We start from the raw sequence: 14906 nt of genomic DNA on the forward strand, positions 1-14906 counted from the left end.
CAGTGCGGTCAAGAGGGTGTCCAACTGGGTCGTCACAACCCCGATGCTGGACACCCTCCCCGCGTCTGCGAACCCCGCATTCGGAACTACTCGTCTAGGGGGAGTTGGGCACCGAACCGTGCCACGCGGCAGTTTTCGGCCCGGGCGGCCGGGGCGTAACAGGTTGTCCACAGGCTCACCTGTGGCTGAGGGGCATGTGCCAGGATGGATTCGACCGGTCTTGTCCCGTGCTCCGAGGGGGGAGTGGATGTACGGCAACGTGCGGGGATCCGGGGGCGGCCCCCCGGGTGAGCGCCGCGCCGCCCGCCGGCGCGGCGCGTTCGGCGCGGCATCGGCGCTGGGGGCGCTGCTGCTGGTGTCCGGGTGCTTCTCGTCGTCCGACGACGGCGAGGGGGACGGGAAGGCCGGGGCCAAGCCCGGACAGCAGCCGAAGTCCACGGTGCCGTACTGGGTCAACCCGGACGGCAAGGCGCCCCGGCAGGCCGCCGCGTACGCCAAGGACGGCAAGAACGACGAGGCGCGCGAGATCGACAAGATAGCGGCGCAGCCGGTGGCCGAATGGATCGGGATCGAGGACCCGCAGGGCGAGGCCCGCGGCTTCACGGAGGCAGCCGCGAAGGCCGGCCGCGAGGCCCTGCTCGTCCTGTACAACATCCCGCACCGCGACTGCGGCAGCTATTCCAAGGGCGGCGCCGCGGACGGCAACGCCTACCGCGCCTGGCTGGACGGCGTGCTCAAGGGCATCGGCGACCGCCCGACCACCGTCGTCCTGGAGCCGGACGCGCTGCCGCACATCGAGGACAAGTGCACCCCCGAGCAGTTCCACGAGGAGCGCTACGCCCTGCTGACGGAGGCCGTCGGCAAGCTCAAGGCCCTGCCGCACACCAAGGTCTACCTCGACGCCGGCAACCCGCACTGGATCAAGGACCCGGGCCGCATGGTGGAGCCGCTGAAGCGGGCCGGCATCGACAAGGCCGACGGCTTCGCGCTGAACATCTCCAACTTCCAGACCACCGAGGAGAACAAGAAGTACGGCAAGCGGCTGTCCTCGATGGTCGGCGGCAAGCACTTCGTCATCGACACCAGCCGCAACGGCAACGGCCCGGCCCCCGGCGGCGACGACCACGAGAACTGGTGCAACCCGAGCGGCCGCGCCCTGGGCGCCACCCCCACGACCCGCACCGGCGACCCCCTCGTGGACGCCTACCTGTGGATCAAGCGGCCCGGTGAGTCGGACGGCACGTGCAAGGGCGGGCCCAAGGCGGGCGACTGGTGGCCGAGTTACGCGCTGGACCTGGCCCGCAATACGAAGTAGCCGCGGCAGGGACCTGATCGCGGGGTGCTCCGGGAAGCCCCGGAGCGCCCCGCAGCGGGCTCAGTTCAGGCCCAGCCCCTTCAGCTGCGCCTTGGTCGCGGTCGGCACCTTCACCCAGACCGCCTTGGAGGGCGTGCCCTGGTCGTCCACGGCGTTGAGCATGTACCAGCCGGGCGGTACCAGCGTCGGGTCCTTCGGCAGGGTGACCGTGACACCGTCCTTCGTCGCCTTGAAGTCCAGCGCGACCGAGCGCTGTTCGATGTTGGTGACGTGGGTGAACGAACCCGGCCGCATCAGGCGCATCTTCTTGATGGAGGAGGCGTGCTTGGTCCGGTACGTGGCCGTGCCGCCCAGTTGCACCGTCTTCGGCCCGGGGTCCGTCAGCTCCGGCCGGGAGTCCCGGTAGAGGTACGGCGGCGTCCAGATGTCGATCTGCTGCTGGAAGACGCCGGGCTTGGTGTTGTCCTTGTCGGCGAAGAGCGAGTCGGAGCCGAACGTCATCACCCGGCCGTCCGGCAGCAGCAGCGCGCCGGAGTGGTAGTTGCGCCCCACCAGCGGATCGGCCACCGCCCGCGAGGTGTTGGCCTTCGGGTCGTACAGCTCGGCCTTGAGGATGTTGCTGTCGCTGCGCCCGCGGTAGTCGCCCGAGCCGTTGGTGGTCAGGACCGTGTCGTCGGGCAGGATCACGCTGCTCGGATAGCGCGCCTTCGCGTACAGCGGCGGCCCGTCCTTGAAGCGCGGCTGGTCGGCGTGCAGATCCACCAGCCGCGTCTTGTCGGTCGCCTTCGGGTCCTCGCCGACCCCGCCGCCGCCCAGCACCATGTACCGCTGGTCCTGCGCGGGCGGCAGCAGCACGGACATCGAGGTCTCCAGCACGTCCGGGTCGCTCATGCCGGGGATGACCTGGAACTTGTTGGTCTTCAGGTCCCAGATGCCGGGGGTCCGCCCGACGTTGTCGGGACCGTACCCGGCGTTGGAGCCGGTGTAGAGCAGCCGCCCCTTGTCGGTGAGGAACAGCGCGGGGTAGGTCGGGAAGAAGCGCTGCTTGGGCAGGTAGGTCCACTTCTTCGTCTTCGGGTCGTAGATCTCCTGCTTGCCCGGGACGACCTGCCCGATCTCGTCGAGCCCGGAGGTGGACAGCACCTTGCCGTCCTCCAGGCTGGTCAGCGTCGGGTACCAGCGGGCCTCGTTCATCGGGTCGACGGGGATGTAGCGCTCGGCCACCGGGTCGAACTCGAACGAGTCCTTGATCCCCTGGAAGTCCTTCTTGTCGAAGGACAGCTTCTGCGCGATGCCGTAGAAGTTCCGGGCGTCGGCGCCGGTCAGACCGTGGATGCGGTAGTTGTCCTGGGCGCCGGTGGAGTACTGGCGGCCCTCCTTGAGCGCCTCCACGTAGACCCGCGCCTCGCTGTGGGTGACCGTGACCTTGCCGGTCTTCGGGTCCGCCTTCTTCTTGGCGCGCGGGACCACGACCGGGTCCTTGGAGGTGAAGGTCTTGCCGTTCTGCTTGCCGGTGAACAGCGTCCCGGCCGGGAAGGTCTTCGGCGCGTCCGGGTCCTCGTTGTAGACGATCATCAGCCCGCCGGCCTTCTTCACGTCGCCGCCGAGCTTCTCGTAGCGCTGGGTGCCGCCGGCCACCAGCAGCTTGCCGTCCGGCAGCTGGGTGTGGCCGGCGCAGAAGAGGTCCTTCGGGGTGGGGATGTTCTTGAAGGTGTTCTTCACCGGGTCCCACAGGACCGTACGGAACGACTTCGCCGCGAAATTCTTGGCGTTGTTCCCTGACCCGGCGACCAGCAGCACCTTGCCGGTGTGCAGCAGCGCGGCGTGAATCGTGTTGATCTTGTACTCGGGCGGTACGTCGACCACGTCCCAGTGGCCGTTGGCCGCCTTGTACTCCGGCTGATTGATCTTGTACTGGTGGTACTGCTCCGAGGCGAACCCGATCAGGGCCGGCCCGTTCATCCCCGCCAGTGCGAGCACCACCGCCGCACCGATCGCTACTCTGCGGGTGCGCCGGCTCGGACGGTACTTCATGGGTGACGTCCCCCAAGAGCGATCTGGGCGGTCTGGTCGGCGGCGGTACGGTGACCCGGCTCGGGAAGGGCTTCGCGGCCGGGCGCCGCCCAGCTGGGCAGGCGCTGCAGATGCGGCGCCTGCGGCGGCCCGCCGTCCGGTCCCGCGGCGTCCCCGCCGGATTTCTTCCGCCGGTCCTGCCGGATGCCCCAGCGCCAGGCGAAGATCGGCGCCGCGGTGATCAGCAGCGCCAGCGAGGCCCAGGTGACCATCGCCGGGTGGCTGTGCCCGAAGTAGAACGAGGCGCCCAGCGAGCCGCCGAAGACCAGGATGAAGAAGAGGTGCACCCTAAACGTGCCGAAGAGGGTGTCCGGGCTGGAGGAGTCGCCCTTCGGCGTCACCACGAACTTGCTCTTGCGGCGCAGCGCCGCGTCGAACAGCGAGCGGGCGTAGATCGGCGCGGACAGCGCGGACATCACCATGCCGGCCACGCCGCCGGAGCCCTCCGGCTCGTGCGGCGAGACGTTGTGCCGGCGGTTCCAGACGTACAGCCCGATCTGCAGCGCCGAGGCGTTGCCGTACAGCATCATCCACACCGACGGGTCGATCTGCACGCCCGAGGCACCCAGGCCCAGGAACAGCGCGCAGCTGAGCGCCGCCAGGATCCAGTTCATGGCGGACATCGGATAGAAGATGATCATCATGGTGTAGTTGAAGAACTTGCCCGGCGGCAGGGTGAAGGGCGCCTTCCAGAACTGCTTGAGAATGGTCTCGTACGTCCCGCGCGACCAGCGCAGCTGCTGGGTGAAGAAGTCCGTCCATGCGGACGGGCCCTCGCCGACCGCGAGTACGTCCGGGGTGTAGACCGAGCGCCACTTCTTGCCGGTCTCCGGGTTGCGGTGGCGGTGCATCTCGAAGCCCGTCGCCATGTCCTCGGTGATCGAGTCGTACAGGCCGCCGATCTGCTTCAGGGCCTTGATGCGTACGGCGTTGGAGGTGCCGACGAACATGGGCGCGCCGTAGCGGTTGCCGGCCCGCTGGATCAGCGCGTGGAAGAGGAACTGCTGCGACTCGGCCGCCTTGGTGACGAACGTGTCGTAATTGCCGTAGACCTGCGGCCCGATGACGAAGCCGACGTCCGGGTCGCGGAAGAAACCGAGCATCCGCTCAAGGTAGTTGGGCAGCGGCACATGGTCGGTGTCGACGGAGGCGAAGAAATCGTAGGAGTCGCCGTGCGCCTGGAGCCAGGCGTTGTAGTTGCCGTGCTTGGTCTTGGCGCGGTGCGGGCCCTTCGCCTGGTTCCACTGCGGGATGCCCTTGCGGGTGAAGTGGTGCACGCCCAGGCGCTCGCAGACCGCCTTGACCTCCGGGTCGTCGCCCTCGTCGAGGAGCCAGACGTGCAACAGGCCGCGGTGGCGCACCTTGACGGCCGCCTCCAGCGTCTTGGTCACCATCTCCAGCGGCTCCTTGCCGGGCACGAAGGAGGTCAGGAAGGCGACGCGGGTGCCGTGTTCGGGGACGACCGGGATGGGGTCGCGGGCCACCAGGGTGGCGTGGGCGTTGGACAGCACGTTCATGCAGCGGAAGAACTCGATCAGCCCGATCGAGACCAGCATGACGATGTCCAGGACCGGCAGGAAGTCGTAGGCGGGGTAGTCGCGTTCGGTCCAGTGGGCCGGCTGCATCAGCCAGGCGAGCAGGCCGAGCGAGAGCAGGGGGGCGGCGCCGAGCAGCAACGCCGCGCGTATTCGGTGCGGTTCGTCCGCCAGCAGGCTGCGGTAGCGCACCTTGTAGGGCCTGTCAGGGTCCGGCTGGGTGAGCGGCCCGGCGAGGCGGCTGTAGTGCTCGTAGTCGTAGCGCGGCAGCGGCTTGCGCTGCGGTCTGCGCGTCCAGTGCTGGCGCGGCACACGCAGGCGCGTGGTCGCGGACGGGTCGTACTGGTGCTCCTGCCGGGCGCCGGTAGGCGGCGACGTCATGAGTCCATCCCCCCGGCACGCATGCTGGCTGCGTGCCCGTCTTCTCATGGCCCGAGACCTCGGTCCCCCTCGACCGACCCGGGCGCAAATGGTGTCGGCCGCCTACGACATGGACGTAGGACGGCCGTCTTCCGGTTGCATGATTCCCGTTTGCATTCGCACTTCATGCAGCGGGGTCCCCACTCCCACACTCATCGCAACCGGTATGTCACCCAACTTGAGCGCGCGCAGGCTCAGTTGGGCTCCAGTATCCCGTCAGGGTCCCGGACCTCAATCTTGATCGCAAGGGTGAAACGAGGTGTTTACCGGGCATGTGAGTGCATTGATGGACGGGTTGGGTCGCAGGGGGCATTATTTCGGTCCCGAACTGCTCAGCCGCTGGCGGATGTTGTCGAAGTGGCGGCGTACGGCCTGCTCCGCGCGCCGCGCGTCACCGTCCCGTACCGCCGCGAGGATGTCCGCGTGCTGGCGGTGGGTGACCCGGGGATCGGCCCCCAGTCCGGCCAGATCCGTACGGACCCGGTGGAACGCCTCCCAGAAGGCGTCCAGTACCTCGCTCAGCAGCCGGTTGCCGAGCCCCCGGTGGAGCGCCGCGTGAAAGGCCCGGTCGGTGTCGGCGTGCACCGCGCCGTCCGCCGCCTCCGCCGCCATCCGCGCCACCAGCTCGTCCAGCTCCGCGAGGTCCGCCTCGGGCACCTGGCCCGCCAGCCGCGCGACCAGCCCGGTTTCCACCGCCTCGCGCAGCTCCAGCAGCTGGAGCAGGCTGTCCTCGCCGCGGTAGTGGCCGGCCACCGTACGAAAGGCCAGCCCCTCGGTCACCGGGGCCATCGACATCGGCCCGACGTAGGTGCCGAAGCCGTGCCGGATCTCCACGATGCCCATCGCCTGCAACGCCTTGAGCGCCTCGCGCACGGAGTTCCGGCTGACCCCGAGCAGCGTCATCAGTTCCGTCTCGGTGGGCAGCGGGGCGCCGGGGGCCAGCCGCCGGTCGATGATGAGTTTCTTGATCCGCTCCTGGATGTCGCGCGCCATTGTGCGACTGTGCACCCCGGTCCTCGTTTTGACCAGCGAGCCACCGGGCCCGGCGCCGGAAAGGCGGGGCGTGCCGCAAAAGCACCGAGGCCCCTCGCAGCTGCGAGGGGCCTCGATGGACGTGCGCCGCCAGGGACTCGAACCCCGGACCCGCTGATTAAGAGTCAGCTGCTCTAACCAACTGAGCTAGCGGCGCGCGCTGACGAAGAAAACTTTACACGAACTCCGGGGGTGCTCCGGACCACCTGCCCGGGCCGTCCGGACCGGCCGAATGTGTGATGTGGGTCACCGTCTTTCCGGGGGATTCGGGGCCGGGGCCGCCGGGCCGGAATTCCCCGGGCCGCCGGGGCGAAAGTCCTGCGATCTCGGGACCTTCGCCGTTTCGCGTGCCCGTTTTGGTCTGTGAGTATCGATTCGTGGTACAAGATCATCAGTTGCCCCGTCAACATGCGGTATCTCCTGCCAGTTGAGAAGCTGTGGCAGGTGCGAAGGCGAACGGGAACGGAACGGGCCTGGAGGGGAACTGAAATGGCAGTGCCGGTATTCGTGGAATTCGACCCCGCGGACAGCTGCTCCTGCGGCGGCTGCGTCCAGCGGCGGCGGGCGCTCCAGCACGCCCGGGCCGTCCGGGACGGCGGGCACCCCGGCGCGCACGGCGCCCGCCGCGCGCTGGTCCTCGTCGCGACCGCCGGAACCGTCCTGAGCAGCGGCGTTTCCGGTACCGGGCTCGCCGTGGCGCTCCACGGCGGCGGCGTCGCGGGCCCGGCCGGCTTTCCCGCACCGGCCGACGTGATCTCCGCCACAACCCCGCAGGGCCAGGTCAGCGGGCTGTACGGGGGTACGGGCAGCGGGCGCGGCACCGTCACGGCGGCGCGTACCGCCCGGACCCTCACCCGGGACCAGATCATCGCGCGGGCCCAGCGCTGGCTCAGCGCCAAGGTCCCGTACGACATGCATCGCTACTGGTCGGACGGCTACCGCCAGGACTGCTCCGGCTTCATCTCGATGGCCTGGAACCTCGGCGGCAACCAGTGGACCGGAAGCCTCGCCCAGTACGGCGTCCGCATATCGAAGAGCGCATTGCGGCCCGGCGACATGCTGCTGTTCCACAACCCGGCGAATCCGGGGGCGGGCTCCCACGTCACCCTCTTCGGCGGCTGGACCGATTCCTCCCGTACGCGCTACATCGCATACGAGCAGACCCGGCCGCACACGGTGAAACGGCCGACCCCGTACGCCTACTGGAGCAATTCCGCGCGCTACGTCGCCTATCGCTACCGCGGGCTGGCCGGCGGCGGCACTCCGGGCGGCGGAACGGACACCGGGACGGCGGCATTCCCCGGGGCCGGGTATTTCGGTCCCGGCGCGGACAACGCGTATGTCACCCGGCTCGGCCGGATGCTCGTGGAACGCGGCGGCGGCCGGTTCTACACCTCGGGACCGGGGCCGCGCTGGACCGCGGCGGACCGCCGGGCCACCGAGGCGTTCCAGCGGGCGCAGGGCTGGACCGGCGCCGAGGCGGACGGCATCCCGGGCCCGTCGACCTGGTCGTACCTGGTCAACGGCGTGGGCCGGGACATCGGCGGCGGCCCGTCCGGCGGTGGCGGCACGGCCTTCCCGGGCACCGGCTGGTTCCGGCCCGGCCAGACCAACGGTTATGTCACCGGCCTCGGGAAGCGGCTGGTGGCCAAAGGTTTCGGCAGGTACTACACCTCCGGCCCCGGACCCCGGTGGACGGAGGCGGACCGCCGCAACGTCGAGGCGTTCCAGCGGGCCCAGGGCTGGACCGGCCGGGACGCCGACGGCTACCCCGGCCCCGAGACATGGCGGCGACTCTTCCGATGACGGAGCGCACGATGGCGACGAAGACCACGACAGCGGACACGAAGAACGGGACAGCGGGCGGGGCGCGGAACGAGCCGGCGGACGGGCCGGACGGGCCGGTGCGCGAGGCGGGGGAGGGCGGGGGCGCGGGGGAGGCGGAAACGCGCGCCGGGGCGCCGGAGGCGGGGCCGGAGGCCGGTCCCGGGGCGGCGGAACCGGCTGCTGATGCAAACTCAGGTACGCGCGACGAGCCGCCTCCTGACCGGGCCTCAGGCACGGACGTGAAGCGTCCCTCCGCAGCTCAGCCCTCCCTCTGGACCGCACGCGCCCGCTCCGCGCGGTACGGCGACGGCATCCCCATGGACATGCTCTTCCGGGCCGAGCCGGAAGGCGGCGCGGGGGAGTCGGGGGAGACGGAGGCGACCCAAGCGACGGACGGCCCGCCCGGCGCGAACGGCGCGAAGCCCGCGGCCGAAGCGGCGTCCGACGACCCCGACGACATCGACACCGCCGAGCAGCCGCCGGTACGCGCTCCGCTCGCGGCCCCGGAGCCCGCCCGGGTCACCCCGGCGGACGCCGCCGTGGCCGGGATCACCGCCGCTACCGGCCTGCTGGACACCGCGGAGCGCGCCGCGCTCGACGGCGCCCTCGGCGTGGTCGACGCGGGCAGCCGGTTCCGTACCGACGGCGGAACCGCCTCCGGCGGCGACCGGAAGGCGGACCCCGGCACGGCGGACGGCCGCCCCGCCTGGTTCCGGGAATTCCCCGGGCCTGCCGAGCGCCGCGCCCCCGAGGCGGACACCGGCGTGGCCGAGCGCCGCGGCTTCTCCCTGTCCGGCTGGCTGGCCGTGTTCGCCGGCCTGGTCGCGATCGCCGCGTCGGTGGCGTTCCTGTGGTGGCGCGGCATACTGCCCGCTTCCGTCGTACGGGCCCTCGGCCTGAAGATCGACATCAGCCCCGCCCCGCAGCTGTGGGAATGGGCCGTGGCCGCACTCGGCGGCGTGCTCGCGCTCTTCGCGTTCGGCGGGCTGGCCCGCGGGCGGGTCGGCAGCGCCTGGGTGCTCAGCCTCTTCGGACGCTACCGCGGCAGTGTCCGCCGTACCGGCCTGGTGTGGATCAGCCCCCTGGTGCTGCGCCGCCGGGTGGACGTACGGCTGCGGCACTGGCGGAGCGAGGCGATGCCCGCGGTCGACGCGCAGGGCATCCAGCTGCTGGTCGTGGTGCTCGTCGTCTGGCGGGTCAGGGACACCGCCCGGGCGCTGCTCGCCGTCCGGGACCACACCGCCTACCTGCGCGAACAGGTGGAGGCGGCGATGGCCCGGGTGCTCTCCCAGCTGCCCGCCGACGCCTTCCACGAGGAGACGCCGACCCTGCGCAACGCCGAGGCGGTCGGCGAGGCCCTCACCCGGGCCCTGTCGGCGGACTGCCGCCCGGTCGGCATCGAGGTGTTCTCCGTACAGCCGACCCGGATCGAGTACGCGCCGGAGGTGGCGGCCGCGATGCAGCGGCGGCAGATCGCGACGATCGACGCCAGGCACCGCGACAGCGTGCTGACCTCGGTCGTGGACGCGGTCGACGACACCGTGCACCGGCTGACCAGCAGAGGACTGGTCGAACTGGATGACTACGAGCGAAAAGCCCTGGTCAAAGACCTGACCGTGGCGTTCTACACGGCGCGCGGCAGCGCCGCCGCCAAGAGCTGAACCACAGCGGACGACAGCGGAGAGGCAGGCAGGACATGCGGACACCGGAGTTCGTCGAGGACATAACGGATGGGTGCGGGTGCGCCTTCTGCAGCGGGGCCGCGGTCGAGTCCGCCGCGCGCAACGGCGGCAGCCGGCCGCGGTGCACGGTGCGCGGCGCGGTCGCGGCGGCGGTGGGCGCGGTGACGCTGGCCGGCGCCGCGGCCGGGGCGGCGAGCGCCGAACCGGCGCCCCGGCACGCGGGCTGGGACGGCTCCAAGTACTGGTACAAGGACGCCACCGGCTGGTGGCGGTGGACCAGCCACTACGAGAAGTACCAGCGGTACGCGGGCGGTTCGGGCGGCGGGTCAGGGACGGTGTCCGGCTCGCACGGTTCCTCCGCCGCGCCCGCACGTGGCCACAACCCCGATCCCACCTTCCGCGGCCGGTCCGGCTGGGACGCGACCGACCGGGTGTACTGGTACCGGCAGAACGGCAGCTGGTGGTGGACCAGCCACCGGGACCGCTACGAAGCCCGTACCGGCATGCCGGGCGGGACCGGCGGGACGGGCGGCGCGCAGCCACGTACGCAGCAGAGGTCGGGCGGCAGCCACGGCGGCCCCACCCGGTTCGGCACCGAGGCCGCCGTCCAGTGGGCGATGGCCCAGCTCGGCAAGCCCTACGCGTGGGGCGGCAACGGCCCGTCCGCCTTCGACTGCTCCGGCCTGGTCCAGCAGGCGTACCAGCGCGCGGGCATCTCGCTGCCGCGGGTCGCCGACGCCCAGTACCGCGCCTCCACGCCCCTGACCCGTAACCAGCTGCGCCGCGGCGACCTGGTGTTCTGGTCCTCCAACGGCTCCGCGTCCGGCGTCCACCACGTGGCGGTCTACCTCGGCGGCGGCCAGTACCTGGAGGCGCCGCGGCCCGGGCGGTCGGTCCGGATCTCGTCCTTCGACGTCTACCGCCCCACCTTGTACGGGCGGGTCGGCTGACCCCGCCGCAAGCGCAGACCCGCCCCTGAAGAAAGGCCGCACGTCATGGCGCCGACCGCCCCCACCACCGTTCCGGCCCCGCCCGCCGAACCGTCCGCCGACCCCGCCGCGGACATACCCGAGCCGATAGCCGGCCCGCAGGCCCACGGCTTCCTGCCCGCCCGGCCACCCGTACGGACCATGGCCGGGACCTGGGGGTGGCTGAGCGAGCTGGCCGGGGCGGTCGCCACCGCCCCGGACCGGGACACCGCCCGCGCCCTGGTCGCCCACGCGGCGCGGGAGGGTGCCCTGACGGCGCTGCGGCAGCGCGTCTCCCGCCTGTCGCCGCGCAACGCCGACGCCGCGTCCCTGCGGGTGGCGGTGATCGCGGCGGCCTGCGGCTGGAGCGGCCTGGACCCGCTCGCGCCCGCGTCCCGGCGCGCCGCCGACCCGGCGTTGCTCGACCTGTGGGCGGCCGTCGCGCACCGCGTCGGCCACCAGCAGTTCGTGGCGCTGCCCACGCTCGCGCTGCTGAACTGGGCGCCCGAGCGCAAGCCGCGCCGCCACCTGCCCATCGACCAGCTCGCCCGTACGGAACCCCTCGTCCCCGTCGTGCGCTGGTCGCCGGAGGGGCAGCCGCTCGGCCCGCTGGACCGGCTGATGCTGGCCACCACCCGGCTGGAGGCGCACGGCATCTGGCTGCTGCGGCTGGCCGGGACGCTCGCCGGGCGGGACCCGGGGGACGCGTCCACCGTGACGGCGCTGCGCCGGCTGGTCCGGGTGCAGCACGCGCTGCGCGCCCAGCTCCAGTCGGAGGCGGCAGCGCTGCGGGCGGCTCCGGAACCGGCGTGGCAGGGCGCGGTGCTCATCGAACTCGCCGGGCTGGGGGCGCTGGAACCGCCGGTCTTCCAGGCGGCGGACGCGGTGCTCGGCACGGGCGGGCGCCGGGCGGGCGACACCGGCCGCCACCAGCTGCGCCGCCATCTGCCGCCCCGGCACCGCGCCTGGCTCAGCGCGCTGGACCGGCACTGCGCGCCCGTACGCACCCTCGCCCACCGGGGCGGCCCGGACGCCGCCGTCTTCCGGGAGGCGCGGGAATCGCTGATCGCGCTGCGGCGTACGTACGCGGGCCTGGTGCGGTGCGCCGCCCGTCCGGCCGGGGGACGGCTGACAGTGGTGGCCTGACAAGAGGAACCGGGAGGGGTGTTCCGGCCACGGGCGGCCGGCCGGGCCGTGGCGCGATCGGGCTCCTGCGGCGGGCCCGTACGCGGGTGACCGTTGGGGCGGCCGTCCGCAACCGTAAACCGACCGTCCGCTTGTTATTGGTCTGGACATGCCCATGCGGCGTCACTAGTCTTCCCGTTGGTCTAGACCGCACAGCACGCAAGTCAGCAGCTCATGGAACACCCCCCTCGTTCTTCAGGAGCCAAGCATGCGCAAAAAGCTCAGCGCTGCCGTGGTCGGTCTCGGCGTCGTCGGAGTCTCCCTGTTCGCCACCAGCAGTGCGTCCAGCCACGGCTACAGCGACCAGCCCCCCAGCCGGCAGGCCCTCTGCGCCAAGGGCACGGTCAAGAACTGCGGCGCGATCCAGTACGAACCGCAGAGCGTCGAGGGGCCCAAGGGCTTCCCGGCCGCGGGCCCCGCCGACGGCAGGATATGTTCCGGCGGCAACAGCGGGTTCAAGGAGCTGGACGACCCGCGCGGCGGCAAGTGGCCCGCCACCAGCCTCAAGGGCGGCCAGGGCTACACCTTCCAGTGGCGGCTGACCGCGCGGCACGCCACCACGGACTTCCGCTACTACATCACCAAGGACGGCTACGACCCGAGCAAGCCGCTCACCCGGGCCGACCTCGAACCCGAGCCGTTCGTGACGGTGCCGATGGGCGGGCGGCAGCCGGCCGCGACCGTGCAGCACCAGGGCACGGTGCCCACCCAGAAGCACGGCCACCACATCATCCTGGGCGTCTGGAACATCGCCGACACCGGTAACGCGTTCTACGCCTGCTCCGACGTCAACCTCTCGTAACCGGCGCCGGAGCACCCGACGGGCCTCCCTGTCCTTCCCCCGGGGAGGCCCCGTCCATCCGGCCCGCTCCCGTACGGCCCGCCGATCCGGCCGCTCCGCTCCCCTAGGCAGCACCCACCGGCGGGAATATTCTGCTGGTTGGTCTGGACCGCAGTGCACTCAGCTCGCAGGAAATCCCCCTCATTCCGGGAGCGAAGCATGCGCAAAAGGATCAGCGCGGCCGTCGTCGGACTGGGCGTCATCGGCGCGACGGTCCTGTCGGCCGGCGGCGCCGGCAGCCACGGCTACACCGACGCCCCCATCAGCAGACAGAAGCTGTGCGCCAACGGCACGGTGAAGAACTGCGGCGCCATCCAGTGGGAGCCGCAGAGCGTCGAGGGCCCCAAGGGCTTCCCGAACGGCGGACCCGCCGACGGCAGGATCTGCGCCGGCGGCAACGGCCGGTTCAAGGAGCTGGACGACCCGCGCGGCGGCCAGTGGCCCGCCACCAAGGTGAGCGCGGGCTCGTACACCTTCCGCTGGCGCTTCACCGCCCCGCACCGCACGACGGACTTCCGCTACTACATCACCAAGAGCGGCTGGAACCCCAGCCGCCCCGTGACCAGGGCGGACCTGGAGCCCACCCCGTTCCTGACCGTCCCCTACAACGGTCAGCAGCCGCCGACCACCTACACCCACCAGGGCACGCTGCCCGGCGGGAAGAGCGGCAGGCACCTGATCGTCGGCGTCTGGACGATCGCCGACACCGCCAACGCGTTCTACGCCTGCTCGGACGTGGAGTACTGAGCGGGACGGCAGGCGGGTGCCCGGCCCGGGAACGCATGAAGGGGCCTCTCGAAGCTGTGCTCCGAGAGGCCCCTTCTCAGGTGCGCCGCCAGGGACTCGAACCCCGGACCCGCTGATTAAGAGTCAGCTGCTCTAACCAACTGAGCTAGCGGCGCTCGCTGACGAAGTAAATACTACCTGGTCCCGAGGGGTGCTGGTGACCACCTCCGGTCCGGGCGCCCCGAAGGCCCGCTCCCGGGCCCCGCCGCCCGGGATCAGAGGGACAGCGACAGCAGGACCGGAGCCGCCCGCCGGTTCAGCGCGTCGGCGGCCTGCCGCAGCCGGTGGGCGTGCTCCAGCGGCATGGACAGGGCCAGGCAGCCGACCGTGGCGCCCGCCGTGATCGGTACGGCCGCGCAGACCGTGCCGACGGCGTACTCCTGGAGGTCCAGCATCGGGACGGTGGGCGGCTGACTGTCCAGCTTGTGGAAGAGCACCTTCTCGTTGGTGATCGTCCGGGAGGTGAGCCGGGCGGTCTTGTGGCGGGAGAGGTGATCCATCCGGCCGTCGTGGTCCAGCTGCGCCAGCAGGCACTTCCCGACCGCGCTGGCATGTGCCGTACGGCGGAATTCCGCCCACTCGTTGACCTTGGGGGCGCGGGGGCCGTCGGCGTAGTGGAGGATCTTGACCTCGCCGTCGATGTAGCGGCTGATGTAGACCGCGGCGCCGACGGAGTCGCGCAGCTCGACGAGCGTGCGCTGGAGCTTGTCCCGCAGCGCCGCCTCGCGGTCGCCGCCCGAACCGAGCAGTATGAGGGACTCGCCGACGACGTACGCACCGTCGGCGACCTGCGCGACATAGCCCTCGCGGCGCAGCATCGCCAGCATGTGGGCGAGGTGTCCGGTCGGCAGGCCGGTCTCGCGGGCGATCTGCACGTCCGTCACGCCGTCGGCGTGCCGGGCGATGGTTTCGAGCACGCGGAGGGCGTACTGCACCGAGTGGAACGGCGCGGTCGGCTCGGGCTTCAGCGCCACGGTGTCCCCCTAGCAGGTTGTGACCGTTTGCGTCGCTGCCGTCGCTGGCGGTCACGACCGGCGGGCATTACCGGCCGATCGCGGGCAGCGGGGCACGTACCACGATAGCGGCCGAAGGCGCCCGCAGGAGGGGGTCTTGACCGAAAAGGGGGCCCTGCTGCTCGCCTGTACAGGGGCGTGTCCCGCTGGCATATGCCCTGGTCATTCCGGACGGGCCGGATGCCCGGAATGCGCCGCCCGGCGGGCGCCCGGAGGACGGCCGCGGCCG

11 protein-coding genes and 2 tRNA genes are annotated in these 14906 nt (G+C 71.6%); 7 read left to right on the top strand and 6 right to left on the bottom strand.

Annotation, left to right across the window (positions count from 1 at the left end):
- Positions 1-247: 247 nt before the first annotated feature.
- Positions 248-1315: a glycoside hydrolase family 6 protein gene (locus ADK86_RS04145; protein ID WP_053695336.1), complete on the top strand. Its 1068-nt coding sequence runs from the start codon at positions 248-250 to the stop codon at positions 1313-1315.
- 60 nt (positions 1316-1375) lie between these two features.
- Here the strand turns inward: ADK86_RS04145 and ADK86_RS04150 are convergent, their stop codons facing one another.
- The 4 genes from ADK86_RS04150 to ADK86_RS04165 all read right to left on the bottom strand — a co-directional run bounded on the left by ADK86_RS04150 (position 1376) and on the right by ADK86_RS04165 (position 6532).
- Positions 1376-3349, bottom strand: a complete 1974-nt coding sequence (locus ADK86_RS04150; RefSeq protein WP_053695337.1) for a kelch motif-containing protein — start codon at positions 3347-3349, stop codon at positions 1376-1378.
- Positions 3346-5304, bottom strand: coding sequence for a glycosyltransferase family 2 protein (locus tag ADK86_RS04155; protein ID WP_053695338.1), 1959 nt, complete (start codon positions 5302-5304; stop codon positions 3346-3348). Before ADK86_RS04155 ends, ADK86_RS04150 begins: the two co-directional genes overlap by 4 nt.
- Before the next feature lie 351 nt (positions 5305-5655).
- Positions 5656-6336, bottom strand: coding sequence for a FadR/GntR family transcriptional regulator (locus ADK86_RS04160; RefSeq protein ID WP_053695339.1), 681 nt, complete (start codon positions 6334-6336; stop codon positions 5656-5658).
- A 122-nt stretch (positions 6337-6458) separates the two neighbouring features.
- Positions 6459-6532, bottom strand: a tRNA-Lys gene (locus tag ADK86_RS04165).
- A 332-nt stretch (positions 6533-6864) separates the two neighbouring features.
- Here ADK86_RS04165 and ADK86_RS04170 point away from each other — a divergent pair.
- From ADK86_RS04170 to ADK86_RS04195, 6 genes are all read left to right on the top strand, one after another.
- Positions 6865-8181 carry a peptidoglycan-binding protein gene (locus ADK86_RS04170; protein ID WP_053695340.1) on the top strand — a complete coding sequence of 439 codons (1317 nt, stop codon included), beginning with the start codon at positions 6865-6867 and terminating at the stop codon, positions 8179-8181.
- A 260-nt stretch (positions 8182-8441) separates the two neighbouring features.
- On the top strand, positions 8442-9863 hold the full coding sequence (locus ADK86_RS04175; RefSeq protein ID WP_053695341.1) for an SPFH domain-containing protein: 1422 nt from the start codon (positions 8442-8444) through the stop codon (positions 9861-9863).
- 35 nt (positions 9864-9898) lie between these two features.
- Positions 9899-10834 carry a C40 family peptidase gene (locus ADK86_RS04180; RefSeq protein ID WP_053695342.1) on the top strand — a complete coding sequence of 312 codons (936 nt, stop codon included), beginning with the start codon at positions 9899-9901 and terminating at the stop codon, positions 10832-10834.
- Between the two features lie 45 nt (positions 10835-10879).
- Complete coding sequence (locus tag ADK86_RS04185) at positions 10880-11998, top strand: hypothetical protein (protein WP_053695343.1); 1119 nt, start codon at positions 10880-10882, stop codon at positions 11996-11998.
- A 247-nt stretch (positions 11999-12245) separates the two neighbouring features.
- Positions 12246-12839 carry a lytic polysaccharide monooxygenase auxiliary activity family 9 protein gene (locus ADK86_RS04190; RefSeq protein ID WP_053695344.1) on the top strand — a complete coding sequence of 198 codons (594 nt, stop codon included), beginning with the start codon at positions 12246-12248 and terminating at the stop codon, positions 12837-12839.
- 198 nt (positions 12840-13037) lie between these two features.
- Complete coding sequence (locus ADK86_RS04195) at positions 13038-13625, top strand: lytic polysaccharide monooxygenase auxiliary activity family 9 protein (RefSeq protein WP_053695345.1); 588 nt, start codon at positions 13038-13040, stop codon at positions 13623-13625.
- Positions 13626-13706: 81 nt separating this feature from the next.
- Here ADK86_RS04195 and ADK86_RS04200 read toward each other — a convergent pair.
- A tRNA-Lys gene (locus ADK86_RS04200) sits at positions 13707-13780 on the bottom strand.
- A 99-nt stretch (positions 13781-13879) separates the two neighbouring features.
- A complete protein-coding gene (locus tag ADK86_RS04205; RefSeq protein WP_030376432.1) occupies positions 13880-14638 on the bottom strand; it encodes an IclR family transcriptional regulator in 759 nt (252 codons plus the stop codon).
- Positions 14639-14906: the final 268 nt, after the last annotated feature.

This window comes from Streptomyces sp. NRRL F-5755, from assembly GCF_001279365.1.
Taxonomy (GTDB): Bacteria; Actinomycetota; Actinomycetes; order Streptomycetales; family Streptomycetaceae; genus Streptomyces; species Streptomyces rimosus.

Coding starts and splice junctions, on each gene's coding strand:
- ADK86_RS04160 (WP_053695339.1), bottom strand. CDS start 6,336: ATGGCGCGCGACATCCAGGAGCGGATCAAGAAACTCATCATCGACCGG.
- ADK86_RS04155 (WP_053695338.1), bottom strand. CDS start 5,304: ATGACGTCGCCGCCTACCGGCGCCCGGCAGGAGCACCAGTACGACCCG.
- ADK86_RS04170 (WP_053695340.1), top strand. CDS start 6,865: ATGGCAGTGCCGGTATTCGTGGAATTCGACCCCGCGGACAGCTGCTCC.
- ADK86_RS04185 (WP_053695343.1), top strand. CDS start 10,880: ATGGCGCCGACCGCCCCCACCACCGTTCCGGCCCCGCCCGCCGAACCG.
- ADK86_RS04190 (WP_053695344.1), top strand. CDS start 12,246: ATGCGCAAAAAGCTCAGCGCTGCCGTGGTCGGTCTCGGCGTCGTCGGA.
- ADK86_RS04180 (WP_053695342.1), top strand. CDS start 9,899: ATGCGGACACCGGAGTTCGTCGAGGACATAACGGATGGGTGCGGGTGC.
- ADK86_RS04150 (WP_053695337.1), bottom strand. CDS start 3,349: ATGAAGTACCGTCCGAGCCGGCGCACCCGCAGAGTAGCGATCGGTGCG.
- ADK86_RS04145 (WP_053695336.1), top strand. CDS start 248: ATGTACGGCAACGTGCGGGGATCCGGGGGCGGCCCCCCGGGTGAGCGC.
- ADK86_RS04195 (WP_053695345.1), top strand. CDS start 13,038: ATGCGCAAAAGGATCAGCGCGGCCGTCGTCGGACTGGGCGTCATCGGC.